This window comes from Microcoleus sp., from assembly GCF_041354475.1.
Lineage (GTDB): Bacteria > Cyanobacteriota > Cyanobacteriia > Cyanobacteriales > Microcoleaceae > Microcoleus.
The window spans coordinates 1-16549 of the sequence record NZ_JBGJZU010000043.1 but is presented as its reverse complement, the minus strand read 5'-3'; the positions used below and the strand labels follow the sequence as shown (position 1 = coordinate 16549).

Genomic DNA, 16549 nt, shown 5'->3' with positions numbered 1-16549 from the left:
CTACACTCAAGGCATTATGAAACTGCTTTGAGGTATTGCGTTACAGGCTTCAAATCGATGTCATCGTTGGAAGTCAGTATTTTGAATAAATGACTGGGGATGCCTGCTGCAATCAAAGCTGACCTAGCGCGATCGAGCTTTGAGAAGTTTTCATAGATGCCGACAAACTGACTTACGCAAGCTAAAGATTCATCTTTCGGGTCATTGACCCCCGTATATCTGTACTGAATATCAAAACCTGCTTTTTCCCCAATTTCTTCGATATCCCAGTCTACAAGATCGAGATCGATCGCTTCAACGGCCAGGGCAATATGACCGGGCGGTATGGGGTCAAGAGGCTCGCAGCACCAGCCCTCAGAATGATTCCATACACTTTGACCAAGAGATTCTCTAATTTTCATGTATTTTCCCTCACTGAAAGTAGCAGCGAAACCAGGCTTTGCCTTCAGGACGAACATCTGCAAGAGATTCTTCATATTCAGTTGCTAGCTGTTGGCATTTCTTTTTCGCTTCTTTTAGGTTATACGCTTGTACGGGTTCGTTGATGGGATTGCCAAGCTCTTCTTTTTCCCGATCTGGATCTCTCACTCGTCCCCCTTTTTGCTGCTTTTGCTGGATGAGGGGGCTTGCTGAGCCTGGAACCATATTTCTATTGCTTCTTCCAACCCTTCTCCTATATTTAGCTGCTTGAGAGTACACGCAGCTTTAAACTGAAGTCCTAGTTCTTTTCGGACATCTCCCGATAGCTGTATGTAATTTGGGTCGTGTCGCTTCGCTGACACTTCTGTAGTTTTTCCCATTTAGGCTTCCTCCAATTTTTATATTCTCACGATCGTACACCTGTTCTGCTGATATGTTATCATGTTAACAAGTTGAATATGTGCGCGAGTGAATAAAAAAAGGGCGATCGCTTTTGGGATAGCTGGATGCAAAGGAGCGATCGCCCTTTGGGATTCGGCATGGGAAAGGCGATCGAGCTTTGACGAGTCCTCATAGATGCCGACTTGCCTGACTTACGCAAGCTATAGTTAAATAAGCTTAACAATGTAATATAACTATGGTTGACTAAGCTGAACTATAGTAAAATGACACTAACTCAAAAGTTTATACAAAAATCTCTAATATTCACATCGTTCAAAAGGAGCAACAGTGTCAGCAAAAGATTACTATCATCCAGTTGTGAAACAGGCACTTGTTAAAGCTGGCTGGAAAATTACTCATGACCCATTGTTAGTGAAATGGGCCAAGCGAAAACTATTTGTCGATCTAGGAGCATAAAAACTGATTGCTGCTGAAAATAATCAGTCTAAGATAGCTGTTGAAGTTAAAAGTTTTATCAGTGATTCTAAAATTTTAGATTTAGAGAAGGCTTTGGGACAATACATTCTTTATCAGAAAATTTTAGAACAAACTGAACCGGAAAGAACGCTCTATCTTGCTATGCCGGTGATGTCTTTTGAAGAGCTTTTTATTGAAGATAAATTTGCTGATATTTTATTGGTAGATAATCATTTAAAGTTGATTGTTTTTAATCCACAAATGGAGGAGATTGTGAAATGGATACCATAGCAGATTGCCGCCAGATTGTCAAAGGAATTATTAATGAATACTCAGGTTTTTTGAATTCTGAAACTGAGGTACAAAGTCAAGTAATTTTCGATTTAGAAAACGACCGCTATATGTTACTTTCGATGGGATGGTTTCAGGGGAGAAGAATTCACGATTGCGTCATACACATGGATATTATCGACGGTCAAGTTTGGATTCAAGCGAATAATACCGATCGCTCGATCGCTGAAGAATTAGTAGCAGCGGGCATTCCCCCTAAGTTAATTGTTTTAGGACTTCAACCGCCAGAAGTAAGAGCTCATACAGCTTATGGCGTACCAAATTCAATACACTCTCAAGAATTATTGCAAGTGGGTTAAATTTGGAGAGGAAGAGCGATCGCACTTTGGGATTCGACATGGGAAAGGCGATCGCCATGCATGGTTATTTCGGGGAAAAGAGCGATCGCTATCAATTTTTACTCTTTTTGGGCAACAGTTTAAAGTTGATTGGACGATACCCGATACACCGGGGATTGAGCTTCGGACAATCTGGGAAATTACTTTGACTAATTCTAACCCTCGTTTGATTTCAGCTTTTTTAAACCATGATAAAAAACTTTAGACTTTTGGATTCTGTGGCGATTCTCAAGCCGATTTCAAATACGCGATTAACGCTAGTGGAACCGGAATACGAATCTGTTTCTAGTTTGCCAGTAGGACTGGTGGGAACTATTGTTGAAGTGTATGATACGGGAAAGGAATGTCAGTATTTAGTGGAGTTTTCTGATAGTCAAGGGATTGAATATGCTATGGCTATTTTGAAAGCAGATGAAATTTTAGTTCTGCAATATGAACTTGCAGTTGCTTAGTAATGTGAGGGGAATATAAGTGCGATAAAGGAACGCATTGATCGATGAACAATCTTAAACTCATTAGGCAACTGTTTCAAAATCTGACAAATCGCGAGCATAATCAAGACAAGCAGCTATCTGTTCTTTGACGATATCTGGAAACTCGTCCATGATTTGTTCGACAGTGTTATTTGATGCTAAATATCCTAAAATCAGGCCAACGGGAATTCTAGTCCCTTTGATTCTTGGTTTACCTCGCAGTACATCGGGGGTACTAACGATATGTTCTCTCCAGTTTACAGGCATAACTTGTCCTTTCTGAATCTGATAAGTTATATTATCTAATCTGACAACTTATATTTTAACTTATGACAGGCGATCGCCCTTTGGGATTCGGGATGGGAAAGGCGATCGCGAGAACATAGTAAAATAAACTTAACAATTGAAAAATGAAACTATAGGTTATGTTAAAATGTACTCAACAAGACCGCTTTTGCACCATACCGCACGGGAATCAGTGCCATGTCCATTTCTCAACCTGAAAAGCCACAGTATTTAAAACCGATTAATCCCCCGGATCTTCAAATGCGGGCGATCGCCTATAGTTTAGATACTTTAATTCCAGGGCTCTACATTTGGCTGGGTGCTATTAAAATTCGGATTGGGGGTAGCGAGCCCGAAGAAAGCTATCCAGGGACTATTCACAGTCCAATTGGCATTGCTTTAGTATTACCGGGCTACCGCATCTACAGCACTTATCAAGGTAGCTATGACCCTTGATAAGCATAAGCTTGATGGCATCACTCAAATTACTGCCAAAACTTTGCCTTCTACAGAGTTTGAATTACTTCTATTGACAGTAGGCTACGGTAAAATTGGTACGGCTCCGGCTCAGGGAAATCGCCTGAAAGTATTGTGGAATCATTCTACTTTTAGACGCATCGAAGCTATTTACAGTGCTGATGGAAAAGTTGCGATTAGTGCTTACCACGTTTAGACTCGTAGTTCAAACTCAGAAGTTTTTATTGATTGATGAAAGAGCGATCGCGCTTTGGGATTCGGGATGGGAAAGGCGATCGCCCCTTTTGGTTATTTTGGGGGAAAAGGGCGATCGCACTTTGGAAAATAAGGGGATCGCCCTTTGGAAAGCTGCAATCAAAGCTGACAAATCGCGATCGAGCTTTGACAAGTCTTCATAGATGCCGACTTGCCTGACTTACGCAAGCTAAAGATGAATCTCTAGGGACGATCACTCCCCTGTAAACGAGTTCTTTAGTTATAAAACAGCTTGTCTAATTACCTCATCAAAAGAAGAATCGAATAATGAATTAATATTTGATTCTAACAAACTAAGAATTTTACTTTCTACTGGATGATCAGGAAAATAACCTAAACGCTCGACCTTACGCAACAACTCATTATAAAACTCTTCATACTCTTCTTCCATGCCAAGTAGAGTCATCCTCGTTAGAGCTAATCCAAGAGTAATTCCGTGTTGACGGAAATAATGATAGTGACTCCCTCTATATTCAAACTCCCCTGTTTCATCAAAGTAATGCTCTGTCGTTTTTTGTAAAACTTGAGTGACCATTTTATTAATGGTTAACTTGAAAATACAAGCATTAATCTCTTGATGAAAAGTGAAGATTTGATTTTCAAAGACATTCATTTCATCAATACAGCGATTAATGACTTTCTGTAGCTCATTAATTGAATCTTCCATAGATAGAAATTGTTCAAAATAATTTTCTGATAGACGATTTTTAATTTCTTGGATGTGAACATTCATCTCATCAATTCTGATATCAACTCTTTGACCCAATGAATTTAATTCATCCTCAAAAGCCTTGATTAACTCAAACCAAAAATTCCTTTCGTCTTGAGCATTTTTCTTAAATTCGTTATGTTCTTTTAGCTGTTCTTGAATTAACTTTCTTTTACGATCACGAGTTTGTATCTTTTGATTAAAATTGTCAATTCTATCATTAAATTTTGATTTTTCTACTTCAATACGCTCGTCTTCTCGTTGCCAATCTGTCACTAAAGAATCAACATAACTATCTTCTGATTTAATTGAATTTTGTTCCCGATCAAGATAATCACTTTCTTGCTCAATTGACTGTTTAGCTTCATAAGTCAGTCTTGCAGAACTGCGATTAATTCTCTGAATATTAGCATTATATCGATCTAGTCGATCTTTCCATCGATCAATACGAGAGTTTAAGCTCTGACGGCGTGATAAAATGTCAACATAACGAGAATGATGAGCTTCTATACGAGGTTTAAGTTTTCCTCTCATATTCTCAATTTCTTGATCTAGTGACTCAAGAGAATTATTAATCCGGTTAAAATCTTCAATTTTTGATAAAATTAGATTCCATTTTGACTCTGATTCTTGTTCGTCAGATTCTTTCTTTTGTTTCCATTCTTCAATTTCTTGTGATTCGAGTTCATGTCCTTGTTTTTGTAGGTCAAATATGTAGGTTTTAATTAGTTCATTAAACGACTCAATACCTTCGTTGAGAGTATAATTAAGTCCTCGCTGAACATAATCCACTTTATCCTCTAAGGATTCGGTTTGACTTGCTTGACTGGGATTAGAAAACACTTGATTAACAATGGTATTTACTTGTTCATAAATTGAGTTATCCGATTGTCCAGATTGGATGGGTAATCTTGCGAGAAAATCAAAAAGTGTGTGACAGATTTTATGTAAAGGTTGATCACAGGTATCACTCCCTGTTGGTCTTTCACAAGCAGCATGAGCGTACAATCTGATTAATTCTCGCTTAACTTGATTAACATACTCATCAGGCGTTTTTTGTTGTTGATATTGAATTAATTGTTCAAATATTTTACCTTTTTCACCTAATAACATCAGTTGAGATTGATGTAATAATTCAGATATTCCTTCTCCTGTCCAACAATTGACACCCACAATTACAGGTTTGTGATTTTCCCCTAAGATATTATTATGAACTTTGAGAATCTGGCTAGTTGCATCAGAAATCTTAGCTTCTGTTTCTGTCGCTGAATAACTGATTCCTGTTTGTTTGTTGACAAACATATTGAATACATAGATAATATTTTGATGTCGCTTTAATAAGTCTCTTAGGTATTTTCTGTCCCCTCTGGTAAACTGCTTCTCTGGTGCAATGAGATAATAAATTAAATCCGGCTGAAATCGAAGACTTATAAACTCTGCTACACTTAAGTTTTGTTCTTGAGGGTGGGGATGATTTTCTCTGTATTTTGCTAATATAATGTTTTCAACAAAAGGACAATCTTCAACTTGATTAATCCCCAAAGCAACTCGATTATAATTTTCTAAAAGTTCGTCGCTACAGACACCAGGGGTATCAAAACATTTTAAACCAATAGGAAACTCAATCAGATTAATTTCTTTAGTGCAATCTTGATGACCTGTAGATAAGAAATAATCACTACCAATTAGACGATTACTTAATGTGGTTTTACCACTTCCTGTTCTACCTGTAAAAAATAAATTAATATCATCAATATTTTGAGGAAACTTGCTAAGTTTTTCAATAATAAACTTAGCGCGAATTTTAGAAATAGAGGGTGGAGTGAGTTGGAAGTACATAGGTCTTGCCGAGTAATGGTGAGTAGTTTGTTTTGTTTTTAATTTTTGTTGAATTAAAAAAATTAGTTTATCTATTCCTTCTTTCTGCAAAAAATCCGCCTCAATTAAAAGAGGAATATCTTTATAAAATTCTTGATAAACTCTTGTTATGGCTTCTTTAGCATCTTCTATATTTAGTTTTGTAGCTAATGCTATATTATCTTGATTGTGAAAGATATTTAGTACAAAAATAACTTTGTTTTCAATTCCACGTTGTTTTTGAGATTTAAGCAAATCTCTCAGGTATTTTCTATCAGAAAACAAAAATTGTCTATCAGCACGTTGTACATAGACAATAACATCAGGTGCTACATATTTCTGATTTTCTATAGATTGCCATTGTTTAACTGTTATAAGGTCTTGTTCTATTTCGCCTGTTTGCAGATATTTTGAATAATTCCATACCTCAAGATTATTTATATCATCGATATCATCGAATTCAATTTGAGGAATGAGTAAAGATGCTCTATTTATATTTTCTCTTAATTCACAGCTGCCTATTCCTGGTAAATCATAAACTCTAATGTTATTTGATTGATAATAAGATACTTGCTCTGTGCAATCTTGGTATCCTGTAGTTTTCCATCGCAATAATTGACTTTCATTTGATAGAGTGAAAAACGCATTAGCTAAACTTGTTTTTCCTGAACAAGTTCTACCAGTAAGATAAATATTGACTAACTCATTCACATTAATCTGAAACATAAATCTTCTACCTGTCTGTATGTAACTTTCAATAATTTATCAACAAGAAAAGAATGGCCGATATATTGATGGGCAATTGCTTTTTCACTTTTCTGAAGTGGAGTAGGTATTACCTACCCCCACTTCAGGAAAAATTATTTAAGCAAAGCACCTTCTAAAATATTGACGATTTGCTCCTCTGCATACCGAGCATTCTGGTTTATGGCTAAATTGTTAATCTGTTCTGCATAGGATTGAAAAGTAGCTTTGACTTCCTGCCGTCCATTATTCACAATTGCTTGAAAGTTAGCCTGTAAATCTAGTTGTGGATTAGCCTTTTCAATCCCTAAACCAATAGCTAATAGGTTTTCAACAACAGGGTAGCCACCTTGTAAATATTTTTGACCGACAACTTTTTCTTTTTCAAACAATTCTTGTACTTGTTTGACAACTTTTTTCTTAACTTCTTTCATGCCCACTAAGCGTTTTTCAGTAGTTGTAATTGTTTTGACAAGAGGCTTAATAACATCCTCTGTGACGGTCACTTCTTTCTTTTGTTTACTTGCTCCCATTGCACCACCTGTTAAAGCACCACCTATTACAGCAGCAGCTAGAGGGGCCGCTAGTCCACCAGTTGCTACTGTAACACCAGCAGCAGCTAAACCAATTAAACCAGCAGCCAATCCACCTAAACCTGCTAATCCGCCAACAGCAACACCACCAGCAATACGACCTGCTGATCGCTCTCCATCAACCCATTCTTTTCTTGACTCTTGAGATTCTTTATAATCTACAACTTGCTGTTTAACCTCTACATCTTGAACATCTGGAATCCAATCACTTTCTTCCACTTCTTTATCTACATAACGTATATCAGGAACTAAAATGGTTTCTGCTTCCTGTCGTGAAATTTTTGCGTCTTTAGCCAAGCGATCTATAGCACTATTGAGTTGTTGTTGAGCTTCTAAAAGAGCATCCTCTTCTCTGAATACTCGAATACCATAATCAGCAACAGCCATATATGCTTCATTGAGTAAGTCTTGATCGCCTAATTTTTGATCGACAACACAGGTAGCTAAACGACTGGCAATGTGAATCAAGGCTTTGCGATAACGACGACTACGCTCTTTTTTCGCAAAAGATTTCAATTCATCTTGTAGAACTTGTCCCATGTTACCAATCTTATTATCTGGCAACATTTGACACATAAGTTCAGTGATCTTGTTCACCCCCGTTCCGGTTAAGCAGTTTACTTCAACAATAGGAACTGGTACATTAGGATAAAACTCTTGGAAAATCTTTGTAATCTGCTGCCGGGAATCTTCAATATTTTCTTTAGTGGTAATCTGTGACCCATCTGGATTATAGAAAATATTGAGGGCAAAAATTACTTTGTTTTTGTTGCTTTGTTTGGTTTGTTGTCGCAGTAAAGAGCGTAAATATTTACCATCTTCTCGGACAAAACCGCGATGAGGGGCAACAACATAAAGAATGATATCAGGCTTAACATTTTGCTGATTTTCTTGGGATTGCCATTCAGTAACAGAAACTACTCTTTTGACGACTTGTTTTGTAGTCGGATAATCTGATAAATTCCATAATTCAAACTCATTGATTGGCTTTAAACCTTCATCTTCATCGTCAATTTGAGGTAAAAGTAAGGTGGCTCTGTTAATGTTTTCGTAAGTTTCATTACATCCCCCTGCGCCTGGAAGATCAAAGTAACGTAAATTACTCCGCATCTGGAAGAAAACATCCATCCAGGTACAGTCAGTTTTCCCTGTACGGGGTAAAACTGATTTGATCGTCTCAGCGAGTTCTTGATTGGGATCTATAAAAGTAGTTGCTAAGGTTGTTTTACCTGCACTTGTCCGTCCTGTAGCATAAAAATTAACGGGTTCAGGAAATAGCTCTCGTTTTGATTGTGCTTGAACAAATTCTGCATCTACTCTACCTTCTAAATCTAATTCTCTGAGATCGAGTAATTTAAGAACATCGGGACGATCGGAAAAAATGAATCTTAGAGTCTGTAATGCTGTTTTAACCACGATATACTCCTTGCTTTAAGTAACTAATTTTGGGAATTAATAAACCAATCAATCGGTTCAAACTTTGGTTTTTCTAACTCTGCTTGATACTCAGCTAATTTCTGTTCCTGAATCTCTCTGAGTATCCCTAAGTTAGTTTGCATCCATTCTATAGGAATATCGGCTTCCATTTCAAATAGACGCGGTTGATGCAGTGGATTAATATTAAGATAGTACAAATCCGCTAAAAATGCTGCTACCAATTGATGAATTTTAACAATTGATTGCCGAACTGTTTGCAAACTATCTTCTTCACTTAAACCCTCTGACATCAAATTTTGTTGTTCTTCTTTCCAATTCCAAGGTAGTGTCACTGACAGAGATTCTTCTAAACCCCAAAAGGTAACATGAAAGTAAACCTTTTGGTCGGTAATATCACTATAAATGACGGCTGTAGGAACTGGTGATAAATCACTAGATAATTGTTTTACCTCCGCATCAAAAATTGAAGTCTTGAAAAATTTACCGTAATATTCTACGGGACAAACATCATCATTAAGAGGATAATATTTTTCCAGAAATTCTTTAACCTCACTTCTGACCTCTTTTTGTAGATGGGTATTAAACTCTGGACAATCTTCAATATCAGGGGGAGAAATCATCATCAGTAAACGATGCTTTTTCTGTCCTTCTATTAAGATTTTTTGCATTTCCTCACGGCTAATAATCCCTGCCCAATTTTTCCAATCCCAATGAGACTGAATTTCTGTAATTTTCAGGGCAATTTTCAGGGCTTCTTGTTCGCGCAAAATATCGAGATACAAATAACTCAAGTTACGTCTTTCGGTGAGTTCTTCTTCCATGAGTTGAAGTTCTCTTTCCCGTAGTCGTAATGCTTTTTCTACCTGTTCTCTCTGACCTTCGGCGATCTTTCCCTCCTGTTTCAAACGAGTTTTTGCTAAGTCTAATTCTTGCTTTTTGAGTTGTAAAGTTCGTTCGGAAATTTCAAGGGCGCGATCTTCTCGTTCCGCTTGTGCTTTGGCAATTTCAATGTTTGCTCGTACTTCAACTTCTCGCATATTAGCAAGGTCAGCTTGAATATTAAGCAATTCCTCCTCTCTTTGGGTTTTACCGCGTAAATACTCAGCTTCAGCTTTACGCGATCGCTCATCTCGCCTCACTAGCTCACTTTTACCAGGTGGATTAGACTGCTTTCCCTTAGAGGACTTGTCGGTGAGCTTTCTACTAGCAACCACTGATATAATTCGGCTGGCAGTCATGGTCATAAATCCACTTATAGCCACAAAGAGATAGGGGACTGGCATATAACCTCATGCACTCAAATGATGTTTTTAGCAATAGCAAGGTTGAAATTTATCAGTCGCCTCCGTCATCACCACCATCACAACCTCCATCATCATGGTCATCGTCGTGGTCATCGTCGTGATGATCGTCTTCATCGTGATGATCTTCTTCCTCGTAATGATCTTCTTCAACATGGTCGTTGGCTTGAGTAATATTTTCATCATGATCGGTACTGCGGCGATGACGTTTTAGTTCATCAGTCAGACCATTCAAAGCATTCTTCAGGTTATCACTCATGGTTTAGCCTCTAATAATTCTGCCTGTTGTCAAAGCATCTGTGATACTCAGTGCAGTGTTGCCCGATCGCACGCACGCACCCCAAACAGATACCGCAACGCCTAAGCATCCAGTACCAACTCGGCCCCGCACCAAGCAACATCTTGCTCCTATATATGTATTCGGTTTCAATCCCGAATTTTACGCAAAAGTAGCCTTATTGTTACAAAACTTTACACTAGCCCATTAACCGCTGCTGTATCTGCACCCTAAGCTCTTGACAAAAAGCTCTATGTTTTTACAGCAGACCGATCGCCACATCGGTTTCAGCAATGATAAACTAAATTATACTCAGATAGCAACTAGCCAAAGCTATAACTTTAGTTAGGCTGTAGCTATCAACTAAGCGAGACATACTGCCATGACATCCAGCGACGAGATGTTTGCTGAAGCTGCGAATAACTGGGACTTGGAAAGGCTCTACAAAGCTATGGCAGAAGCCAAATGGCAAGTATCTCCCCGTGCCAGAAAGGGACTGACAGAACGGGAAAAGCTGTTTCTCCGAGGTTTGCTCTGCGGCCACAGCCCTGCGGAAATAGCTAGCCAACTCCATCAAAGTCGTAAAGGCGTTGAGGTTTATATATCTAAAACTTTATATCAATACTTTAAAAAAATTACAGATGTAACTAACGAAAAGGTCAGCAACTGGAGAAATATTCACAACTCCCTAGAAGAAGCTGGATATAAAACTACCCCCTCTGTGAAATCTCACTCAAGCAATTATTTACCCCAAGTTCCGTTAGTAAACATAGTTAATATAAGTTTGAACAATCAAAGTCATTCAATAACAATTGACATACACCTCCAATTAACATTACCTTCGCTTTCAGATCCAACCATCACAGAAGACATGGATGGAAAAGATCGCCCGTAAACTAACTAATCTCACTGAAGTGCGATCTGATTAATTCTATCAAGGTGGTATCAGCTTAATCTGGTGGTTTATCTATAACTCGCTCTTTCCAGTATCCTGGTTCTCGATTGCAGTGCATTACAGCAACAATTAAAATAAAATCATCCTCTATTGTGTAGAGGATTCCATAAGGAAACTTTCGAGTTAAGCAACGGCGAATATCTTCATCAACTATTGGCCAACGGGTTGGAGATTCGACAAGACGAAAGATAGCATCTTCAACAGCGTTAATAAAAGCTTGCGCTAACTCAACTCGACGCTCTGTATAAAATTGGACAGTTGTAGCATATTCAGTTAATGCTGCCGGGTGAAAAACGTACCTCATTGTGTTATAATCCGCCTAATCTGAGCTAACGCTTCTTCTCCTGGAATTGGCTCAACCATACCGCTTCGGATTTCATCGCGACGCTGCTTCGCTTCCGCAGTCCACAACTTTTGAACTGTTCCGTCTATATCAAATTCAAGACTCTCAAATAGCATCTCTGCTAACTGCGCTCTCAACGCATTTGGCAAAGATAAAGCCTCTTTCATCAGTCGCTCAATTGATAGCATAATTACATCCCAAACTAAAATCTCTCAATAGTTAAGTTGAAAAGGAAGCACATTGTACAATCTTGTTTGATTATAGCCGATCGCCCCAAACTTTTACAAAATCGTTTGAATTTAAGAGAACCCGAACAATGAGCGAAAATACCATTACCCAAGCCGCCGATAATATCTTTCTCGACCTCGGATTTTCAGCCCAAGAAGCCGATAACTTATTAATCCGATCGCAACTAATGCTAGCCCTGCAAAATCAGATTAAGCATCACGGTTGGACGATCGACCAAACAGCTCAACATCTCAAACAGTCAAGCGACCAAATTAAAGCTTTGACTCAAGGTAAAATTGGGCAATTCTCTGTTGATACTCTGATTGTAATGCTCAACGCAGTAGGGATGACTGTCAAAGTCGAAATTTGCCCGCCCGGTAGCTTAGGGCGATCGCCTACAATAGAATCAACACTCATATTCTCAAACACCATGCAAATTGTTTTGCCTCCTGAAGTCGAAGCCCTGGTGCAGCGCCAACTCACCAGCGGCAAATACAACAGTGCGATCGACGTTATCCTTGCAGCAATTAAACTACTCGAACAACAGCAAGACATTTATCAAGGAAGACTGCAAGAACTTCAACGAGACGCACTGATTGGCCAGGAAGCATCCCAACGCGGTGAAGTCGTAGACGGTGCAACCGCAATGGCACAAATTAGAGCTAATTTGCGATCGCGTTACACTTCCTCAGAAGCATGACTCCACAATTTCGCCTCACCCAACCCGCAATTCAAGACATCGAGCAAATTGCAGACTATATTGCTCGTCGATCGGGATTCGATCGAGCCGATCGCTTTTTAAGCAATCTTGACGCTAAATTTGCCAAAATTGCTCAATTTCCCAACCTTGGACGACAAAGAGACGAAATTTTACCATTGCTTCGCAGTCTCCCCATAGACAACTATCTCATTCTCTATATGCCGATCGGCCAAGATGTAGAAATCTTTCGAGTCGTCAGTGGTTATCGAGATTTATCAGCCTTGTTCACGGATGCTGATGATTGAGCTTAATATCTCAATAGATGTAAAAGAACAGGGAAAGCCTAATAACACTCATTGAAAAAATGCGATCGACTAATTTTAGCTAACGCTTCTTCAGACACCTAATCTTCTTTCCCCGTCCAATTAATCGGGCCAAAATCATCAGGAACCTCATCAAAAGATTGAATCTGCAATAGCCGCATCATAACTTTCCACTGACGAGGTGTTGGTTTCGCTTCCGTTTCACCCGAAACCCAACGCTGGTAAGTACGCAGCGGAATCCCGCAATGCACGGCAAATTCAGCCTGAGATAGCTTTGTGCGCTCAATTCTCAAAGCCTCGATCGGTGATGCACTCTCTTGGGGTCTTGTGTCTTTTTTCATTAAGATATTGGCGCGTCATATTGACGTATAGCCATAAATAATCCTACCATATCAAGTACGCCTTGATGCAGTGATTCCAGCACTGCACCAAAACGATTTCCCCAATGTTGTCAACTCAACACTCGGAGTAATATCAATAATGCCAAAAAATCCAACATGGTTGCGTTATGAACCTGACGAGAATATTTCCCGTCACGCAGCCGCCGATGATGAATGCTGCTACGAAATGGAGACTAAATATGGATGGACACTCAAGAGGATAGAAAAACTTCAGGGCGACATCCTGAAAGCCGATTGCGTGTTCGAGGGTAAAACAGAATTTCCTAAACCGTTTCACGAACAGGATGATGACGATGCGTAAATACATTGTTTTTAGGGCCGAAGGGCGACAACCGGGTTGGGAAGATCGAATGCTATCCCACACTCATTCTCTGACTCGCATCCTTGCTGAATACTTTGATTCGTCCGATCGCCCGATCCCACAACCCGGATACAGGCCAACGGAATTTATCAGGGTTGAAGCAGAACACGAACCCAATTTCCACGGTTGGAGTACCCATTACAAAACCGGAGATTGGGAAGTTGCGAGAGTCGAAACCTATACTCCCGATACTGAAGGTGGTTCGAGTGAATTCGGCATGGTGGTTATCTGCTATTGTCGCTACAATCCGATCGATGCACCGCTCAAATCAATGCCCGATCGCCAAGTTTCGATCGATAGTTTCGGTGACGACACAGAAGACTATGAACGTTGGCTAGAATCTCAAAAAGACCGACAACCGGCTGAGGTTTAGTAAGGCAATTTTAAAGGCGATTTTTGTAGAGGCAACTCCCTGTGGTTGCCCGATCGCCTAGAAATGGCACAAATTCGAGCTAATTTGCGATCGCGCGATCGAGAAAAACTGACTACAAAGGAATATACTCAACAGCATTCATCCATTCATCAGATTCCGAAGCTAAAGCAATCAGTTCCAAATCCTTAACAAACTGTCCGATTGTACCGCCTAGCTGATGTCCAAATATCAAGCCAGCAAACTGTTTTTCCTGACGCTGCCAATCTTGAGCCATTGCCTTAAAAAGGATATCATGAGTAAACAATACTCTGCCTAACTGAGTGGCACGTTCCAAAAGTTCGTCATCCGGCAATTCTGTCGCATCATCTTCCATCGCAGTCAAAACATCCACACCACGACGGCGCAACTGCTCGGTAATTGCTTGCGGAATATGAACGTCCATGTATAGAGAAATTGCCACTTACAACAATCCCTTAGCTCGCATTTTAACGAAAAATGGTGAAGGCGAAAGCAGAGATTTTTCCTGTTGTACCTGCTCCCATTCTGCACGAATCTCCTGCTCAATTTCAGCTTGAAAGTCGAAGTAATAAGCCATCGCTGCATGAGCCTCCGACTGCATCAAATAAGGATGCTGGCGGCACATTTCTTCCACTGACCAACCGTAGGCTAGATAATCCATCACAATCTGAGCAACCCGCACGCGGGGTATCCGCTGCAACCGTGCGGGTTGACCCGCTACTTTCTCGATATGAGGATAAATTATTGATAGCATAATGATATCCCAAACTAAAATCGCTCAATAGTTAAGTACAATCTTGTTTGATTGTAGCCCAAGAAATTAGGAGACTGCACGTGCCGTGTCCCTACAATATTATTTTGGATTAGATACACTCCAAGAGCCGTCTCCTCTATCTTGACGGTGCAACCTCCTGAATTGATATCATTCACCATCCACTGCCCCTACATCAGCCGATCACGCCTCCGATCAATTTTGGCCAACGCAGCACCCGAAACATCCGCCACAATACTGATAATCCGATACAAAGCCACCGCACTCAGAATTATACCCGTAGAAAAGCGATCGCCAATAATGGAAAACTTGTAGCCGCAATTCGGATATTCGCCACTTTTTGCCAGTGAGTGACAAAAGCTTGGGCCATCGAGAATGTCCTAACCGTTGTGGCAGTTGCTATACAAGTGGCGATCGCCCAATCTCTCCTACCTTTTCCGAACCTGAGAGTAAATCAAATTTTACAAGGCGATATTTAATGGCGATCGCCTTGACGCACCATTTATTGCGTGGTGCGTCAGTTGTAAGCCTGTTTAAATTAAGCTGAAATCGGCAGCACTGATTATGCTAGCAGAAACTCCATTTAAAGCAGCTATAATTTCTCCTGTTTCCACAAACTTAATTAAAGTATTGCCGCTGTTTTCCGTAACACTTAATTGCGCGAATGTCAAGCCATTAGCTAGCATCAACAAATCTTTGCCAACTTCAAAATCGGGAATAATATCGATACCGGAATTGGTGGAGAGTAAAAAGCGATCGCTCCCAGCACCGCCAATTAAACTATCATCGCCCAAACCGCCAATCAAAGTATCATTTCCTTTGCCTCCCCAAAAAGTATCATTTCCCTCGCATCCGTCGAGCAAATCATTGCCAATACCCCCACTCAGACAATCATTACCACCACCTCCGCAGAGGATATCATTGCCATAATTGCCGTAGAGAGAATCATCGCCTTCGCCACCGAGGATTGTATCATTTCCCTTGCCTCCAAAGGCGATATCATTACCTTTGCCACCGTCGATAAAATCAGCACCTTCACCCCCCAAAATTAAGTCGTCATCTTCCTTAGCATTTATTGAATCATTTCCGCGATTTCCGAATATGATATCTTCGCCTTCACCGCCAACAATGATGTCATTACCCTTACCGCCCAACAGGATATCATCTCCCTTGTTACCGTCAATAAAATCATTGCCTCGATTGCCGTAAAGGATGTCATTTGCTTCACCGCCGTAGAGGTTATCATCGCCTAAATCCGCATCGAAAATATTCGGACTTGGACTGCCGTAAAAAGCATCATTTTCCGCAGTACCAAACAGAATTTCACCGCTACCATTGCCGTTGATAATGTTGTCAGCTTGGTTGGGGCGATCGAGATTTGGATACTCAATAGTATTGCAAATGCAATCCGGGGAAGAAGGGGAAGGGGAAGGGGAAGGAATTAAAGTTGGTGTTGGAGTTGGCGCAGGCGTCGGAGTTGGCGTCGGAGTTGGCGTGGGAGTTGGTGTATCGGTTGGTGTTGTTGTCGGAGTCGGAGTTGTGGGAGTCGGAGTTGGCGTGGGAGTTGGTGTATCGGTTGGTGTTGTTGTCGGAGTCGGAGTGGTTGGCGTCGGAGTTGTCGGAGTCGGAGTGGTTGGAGTCGGAGTGGTTGGAGTCGGAGTGGTTGGAGTCGGAGTGGTTGGAGTCGGAGTGGTTGGAGT

The 16549-nt window shown here is 40.2% G+C and carries 26 protein-coding genes and 1 pseudogene; 13 read left to right on the top strand and 14 right to left on the bottom strand.

Annotated features, from left to right (window positions below):
* Nucleotides 1–14 precede the first annotated feature (14 nt).
* Genes ACBR23_RS16800 through ACBR23_RS16790 form a run of 3 tightly spaced genes read right to left on the bottom strand, consistent with a single transcriptional unit; the run spans nucleotide 15 to nucleotide 800 of the window.
* Nucleotides 15–401 carry a hypothetical protein gene (locus tag ACBR23_RS16800; protein WP_371119969.1) on the bottom strand — a complete coding sequence of 129 codons (387 nt, stop codon included), beginning with the start codon at nucleotides 399–401 and terminating at the stop codon, nucleotides 15–17.
* Between the two features lie 10 nt (nucleotides 402–411).
* Nucleotides 412–588: a hypothetical protein gene (locus tag ACBR23_RS16795; RefSeq protein WP_341739290.1), complete on the bottom strand. Its 177-nt coding sequence runs from the start codon at nucleotides 586–588 to the stop codon at nucleotides 412–414.
* Entirely contained in the window at nucleotides 585–800 is a 216-nt protein-coding gene (locus ACBR23_RS16790; protein ID WP_371119968.1) for a hypothetical protein, read from the bottom strand. Before ACBR23_RS16790 ends, ACBR23_RS16795 begins: the two co-directional genes overlap by 4 nt.
* Before the next feature lie 349 nt (nucleotides 801–1149).
* On the opposite strand from ACBR23_RS16790, the pseudogene ACBR23_RS16785 reads away from it, so the two are divergent.
* From ACBR23_RS16785 to ACBR23_RS16770, 4 genes and pseudogenes are all read left to right on the top strand, one after another.
* Nucleotides 1150–1569 (top strand): annotated as a pseudogene (locus ACBR23_RS16785) (element excision factor XisH family protein).
* On the top strand, nucleotides 1557–1928 hold the full coding sequence (locus ACBR23_RS16780) for a XisI protein (RefSeq protein WP_371117340.1): 372 nt from the start codon (nucleotides 1557–1559) through the stop codon (nucleotides 1926–1928). The pseudogene ACBR23_RS16785 and the gene ACBR23_RS16780 overlap by 13 nt, the downstream one beginning before the upstream one ends.
* Nucleotides 1879–2172 carry a hypothetical protein gene (locus tag ACBR23_RS16775; RefSeq protein ID WP_371119967.1) on the top strand — a complete coding sequence of 98 codons (294 nt, stop codon included), beginning with the start codon at nucleotides 1879–1881 and terminating at the stop codon, nucleotides 2170–2172. The genes ACBR23_RS16780 and ACBR23_RS16775 overlap by 50 nt, the downstream gene beginning before the upstream one ends.
* Entirely contained in the window at nucleotides 2156–2419 is a 264-nt protein-coding gene (locus tag ACBR23_RS16770) for a DUF4926 domain-containing protein (RefSeq protein WP_371119966.1), read from the top strand. The genes ACBR23_RS16775 and ACBR23_RS16770 overlap by 17 nt, the downstream gene beginning before the upstream one ends.
* 63 nt (nucleotides 2420–2482) lie before the next feature.
* Here the strand turns inward: ACBR23_RS16770 and ACBR23_RS16765 are convergent, their stop codons facing one another.
* Nucleotides 2483–2707, bottom strand: a complete 225-nt coding sequence (locus ACBR23_RS16765) for a DUF433 domain-containing protein (protein ID WP_293207499.1) — start codon at nucleotides 2705–2707, stop codon at nucleotides 2483–2485.
* 216 nt (nucleotides 2708–2923) lie between these two features.
* On the opposite strand from ACBR23_RS16765, the gene ACBR23_RS16760 reads away from it, so the two are divergent.
* Genes ACBR23_RS16760 through ACBR23_RS16750 form a run of 3 tightly spaced genes read left to right on the top strand, consistent with a single transcriptional unit; the run spans nucleotide 2924 to nucleotide 3600 of the window.
* Nucleotides 2924–3181: a hypothetical protein gene (locus ACBR23_RS16760; RefSeq protein WP_371119965.1), complete on the top strand. Its 258-nt coding sequence runs from the start codon at nucleotides 2924–2926 to the stop codon at nucleotides 3179–3181.
* Entirely contained in the window at nucleotides 3171–3398 is a 228-nt protein-coding gene (locus ACBR23_RS16755; protein ID WP_371119964.1) for a hypothetical protein, read from the top strand. Before ACBR23_RS16760 ends, ACBR23_RS16755 begins: the two co-directional genes overlap by 11 nt.
* Nucleotides 3364–3600 (top strand): hypothetical protein, encoded by a 237-nt coding sequence (locus ACBR23_RS16750; protein WP_371119963.1) that lies wholly within the window; start codon nucleotides 3364–3366, stop codon nucleotides 3598–3600. The genes ACBR23_RS16755 and ACBR23_RS16750 overlap by 35 nt, the downstream gene beginning before the upstream one ends.
* Before the next feature lie 77 nt (nucleotides 3601–3677).
* On the opposite strand, the gene ACBR23_RS16745 is transcribed toward ACBR23_RS16750, so the two are convergent.
* The 4 genes from ACBR23_RS16745 to ACBR23_RS16730 form a co-directional block, all read right to left on the bottom strand.
* Entirely contained in the window at nucleotides 3678–6734 is a 3057-nt protein-coding gene (locus ACBR23_RS16745; RefSeq protein ID WP_371119962.1) for a GTPase, read from the bottom strand.
* Nucleotides 6735–6883: 149 nt separating this feature from the next.
* Nucleotides 6884–8776 carry a hypothetical protein gene (locus tag ACBR23_RS16740; RefSeq protein ID WP_371119961.1) on the bottom strand — a complete coding sequence of 631 codons (1893 nt, stop codon included), beginning with the start codon at nucleotides 8774–8776 and terminating at the stop codon, nucleotides 6884–6886.
* Nucleotides 8777–8799: 23 nt separating this feature from the next.
* Complete coding sequence (locus ACBR23_RS16735) at nucleotides 8800–10035, bottom strand: hypothetical protein (RefSeq protein WP_371119960.1); 1236 nt, start codon at nucleotides 10033–10035, stop codon at nucleotides 8800–8802.
* A 97-nt stretch (nucleotides 10036–10132) separates the two neighbouring features.
* Nucleotides 10133–10357, bottom strand: coding sequence for a hypothetical protein (locus ACBR23_RS16730; RefSeq protein ID WP_371119959.1), 225 nt, complete (start codon nucleotides 10355–10357; stop codon nucleotides 10133–10135).
* A 400-nt stretch (nucleotides 10358–10757) separates the two neighbouring features.
* Here ACBR23_RS16730 and ACBR23_RS16725 point away from each other — a divergent pair, with 400 nt between their 5' ends.
* Nucleotides 10758–11270 (top strand): helix-turn-helix transcriptional regulator, encoded by a 513-nt coding sequence (locus ACBR23_RS16725; protein WP_371119957.1) that lies wholly within the window; start codon nucleotides 10758–10760, stop codon nucleotides 11268–11270.
* Nucleotides 11271–11325: 55 nt separating this feature from the next.
* On the opposite strand, the gene ACBR23_RS16720 is transcribed toward ACBR23_RS16725, so the two are convergent.
* Both ACBR23_RS16720 and ACBR23_RS16715 read right to left on the bottom strand, forming a co-directional pair.
* Nucleotides 11326–11634 (bottom strand): type II toxin-antitoxin system RelE/ParE family toxin, encoded by a 309-nt coding sequence (locus ACBR23_RS16720; RefSeq protein WP_371119956.1) that lies wholly within the window; start codon nucleotides 11632–11634, stop codon nucleotides 11326–11328.
* A complete protein-coding gene (locus ACBR23_RS16715; RefSeq protein ID WP_371119955.1) occupies nucleotides 11631–11861 on the bottom strand; it encodes an addiction module protein in 231 nt (76 codons plus the stop codon). The genes ACBR23_RS16720 and ACBR23_RS16715 overlap by 4 nt, the downstream gene beginning before the upstream one ends.
* A 128-nt stretch (nucleotides 11862–11989) precedes the next feature.
* On the opposite strand from ACBR23_RS16715, the gene ACBR23_RS16710 reads away from it, so the two are divergent.
* Both ACBR23_RS16710 and ACBR23_RS16705 read left to right on the top strand, forming a co-directional pair.
* Entirely contained in the window at nucleotides 11990–12601 is a 612-nt protein-coding gene (locus tag ACBR23_RS16710) for an XRE family transcriptional regulator (protein ID WP_371119954.1), read from the top strand.
* The gene (locus tag ACBR23_RS16705; RefSeq protein WP_371119953.1) at nucleotides 12598–12906 is read left to right on the top strand and encodes a type II toxin-antitoxin system RelE/ParE family toxin; all 309 of its coding nucleotides are present in this window, start codon (nucleotides 12598–12600) and stop codon (nucleotides 12904–12906) included. The genes ACBR23_RS16710 and ACBR23_RS16705 overlap by 4 nt, the downstream gene beginning before the upstream one ends.
* Before the next feature lie 98 nt (nucleotides 12907–13004).
* On the opposite strand, the gene ACBR23_RS16700 is transcribed toward ACBR23_RS16705, so the two are convergent.
* On the bottom strand, nucleotides 13005–13265 hold the full coding sequence (locus ACBR23_RS16700; RefSeq protein ID WP_371118031.1) for a helix-turn-helix domain-containing protein: 261 nt from the start codon (nucleotides 13263–13265) through the stop codon (nucleotides 13005–13007).
* Nucleotides 13266–13404: 139 nt separating this feature from the next.
* On the opposite strand from ACBR23_RS16700, the gene ACBR23_RS16695 reads away from it, so the two are divergent.
* Entirely contained in the window at nucleotides 13405–13626 is a 222-nt protein-coding gene (locus tag ACBR23_RS16695) for a hypothetical protein (RefSeq protein WP_371118030.1), read from the top strand.
* Nucleotides 13619–14059, top strand: a complete 441-nt coding sequence (locus ACBR23_RS16690) for a hypothetical protein (RefSeq protein WP_371118029.1) — start codon at nucleotides 13619–13621, stop codon at nucleotides 14057–14059. Before ACBR23_RS16695 ends, ACBR23_RS16690 begins: the two co-directional genes overlap by 8 nt.
* A gap of 112 nt (nucleotides 14060–14171) precedes the next feature.
* On the opposite strand, the gene ACBR23_RS16685 is transcribed toward ACBR23_RS16690, so the two are convergent.
* Together ACBR23_RS16685 and ACBR23_RS16680 are read right to left on the bottom strand one after the other, a co-directional pair.
* Nucleotides 14172–14519: a DUF5615 family PIN-like protein gene (locus ACBR23_RS16685; RefSeq protein ID WP_371118028.1), complete on the bottom strand. Its 348-nt coding sequence runs from the start codon at nucleotides 14517–14519 to the stop codon at nucleotides 14172–14174.
* On the bottom strand, nucleotides 14520–14831 hold the full coding sequence (locus ACBR23_RS16680; protein WP_340519762.1) for a DUF433 domain-containing protein: 312 nt from the start codon (nucleotides 14829–14831) through the stop codon (nucleotides 14520–14522). It lies immediately after the preceding gene.
* Nucleotides 14832–15199: 368 nt separating this feature from the next.
* On the opposite strand from ACBR23_RS16680, the gene ACBR23_RS16675 reads away from it, so the two are divergent.
* A complete protein-coding gene (locus tag ACBR23_RS16675; RefSeq protein WP_371118027.1) occupies nucleotides 15200–15328 on the top strand; it encodes a hypothetical protein in 129 nt (42 codons plus the stop codon).
* A 54-nt stretch (nucleotides 15329–15382) separates the two neighbouring features.
* Here ACBR23_RS16675 and ACBR23_RS16670 read toward each other — a convergent pair.
* Nucleotides 15383–16549: calcium-binding protein (locus ACBR23_RS16670; protein ID WP_371125664.1), on the bottom strand; the 1167-nt coding region annotated here is incomplete at its 5' end.

Coding starts and splice junctions, on each gene's coding strand:
- ACBR23_RS16800 (WP_371119969.1), bottom strand. CDS start 401: ATGAAAATTAGAGAATCTCTTGGTCAAAGTGTATGGAATCATTCTGAG.
- ACBR23_RS16790 (WP_371119968.1), bottom strand. CDS start 800: ATGGGAAAAACTACAGAAGTGTCAGCGAAGCGACACGACCCAAATTAC.
- ACBR23_RS16780 (WP_371117340.1), top strand. CDS start 1,557: ATGGATACCATAGCAGATTGCCGCCAGATTGTCAAAGGAATTATTAAT.
- ACBR23_RS16775 (WP_371119967.1), top strand. CDS start 1,879: ATGGCGTACCAAATTCAATACACTCTCAAGAATTATTGCAAGTGGGTT.
- ACBR23_RS16770 (WP_371119966.1), top strand. CDS start 2,156: ATGATAAAAAACTTTAGACTTTTGGATTCTGTGGCGATTCTCAAGCCG.
- ACBR23_RS16765 (WP_293207499.1), bottom strand. CDS start 2,707: ATGCCTGTAAACTGGAGAGAACATATCGTTAGTACCCCCGATGTACTG.
- ACBR23_RS16760 (WP_371119965.1), top strand. CDS start 2,924: ATGTCCATTTCTCAACCTGAAAAGCCACAGTATTTAAAACCGATTAAT.
- ACBR23_RS16755 (WP_371119964.1), top strand. CDS start 3,171: ATGACCCTTGATAAGCATAAGCTTGATGGCATCACTCAAATTACTGCC.
- ACBR23_RS16750 (WP_371119963.1), top strand. CDS start 3,364: ATGGAAAAGTTGCGATTAGTGCTTACCACGTTTAGACTCGTAGTTCAA.
- ACBR23_RS16735 (WP_371119960.1), bottom strand. CDS start 10,035: ATGACTGCCAGCCGAATTATATCAGTGGTTGCTAGTAGAAAGCTCACC.
- ACBR23_RS16730 (WP_371119959.1), bottom strand. CDS start 10,357: ATGAGTGATAACCTGAAGAATGCTTTGAATGGTCTGACTGATGAACTA.
- ACBR23_RS16725 (WP_371119957.1), top strand. CDS start 10,758: ATGACATCCAGCGACGAGATGTTTGCTGAAGCTGCGAATAACTGGGAC.
- ACBR23_RS16720 (WP_371119956.1), bottom strand. CDS start 11,634: ATGAGGTACGTTTTTCACCCGGCAGCATTAACTGAATATGCTACAACT.
- ACBR23_RS16715 (WP_371119955.1), bottom strand. CDS start 11,861: ATGCTATCAATTGAGCGACTGATGAAAGAGGCTTTATCTTTGCCAAAT.
- ACBR23_RS16710 (WP_371119954.1), top strand. CDS start 11,990: ATGAGCGAAAATACCATTACCCAAGCCGCCGATAATATCTTTCTCGAC.
- ACBR23_RS16705 (WP_371119953.1), top strand. CDS start 12,598: ATGACTCCACAATTTCGCCTCACCCAACCCGCAATTCAAGACATCGAG.
- ACBR23_RS16700 (WP_371118031.1), bottom strand. CDS start 13,265: ATGAAAAAAGACACAAGACCCCAAGAGAGTGCATCACCGATCGAGGCT.
- ACBR23_RS16695 (WP_371118030.1), top strand. CDS start 13,405: ATGCCAAAAAATCCAACATGGTTGCGTTATGAACCTGACGAGAATATT.
- ACBR23_RS16690 (WP_371118029.1), top strand. CDS start 13,619: ATGCGTAAATACATTGTTTTTAGGGCCGAAGGGCGACAACCGGGTTGG.
- ACBR23_RS16680 (WP_340519762.1), bottom strand. CDS start 14,831: ATGCTATCAATAATTTATCCTCATATCGAGAAAGTAGCGGGTCAACCC.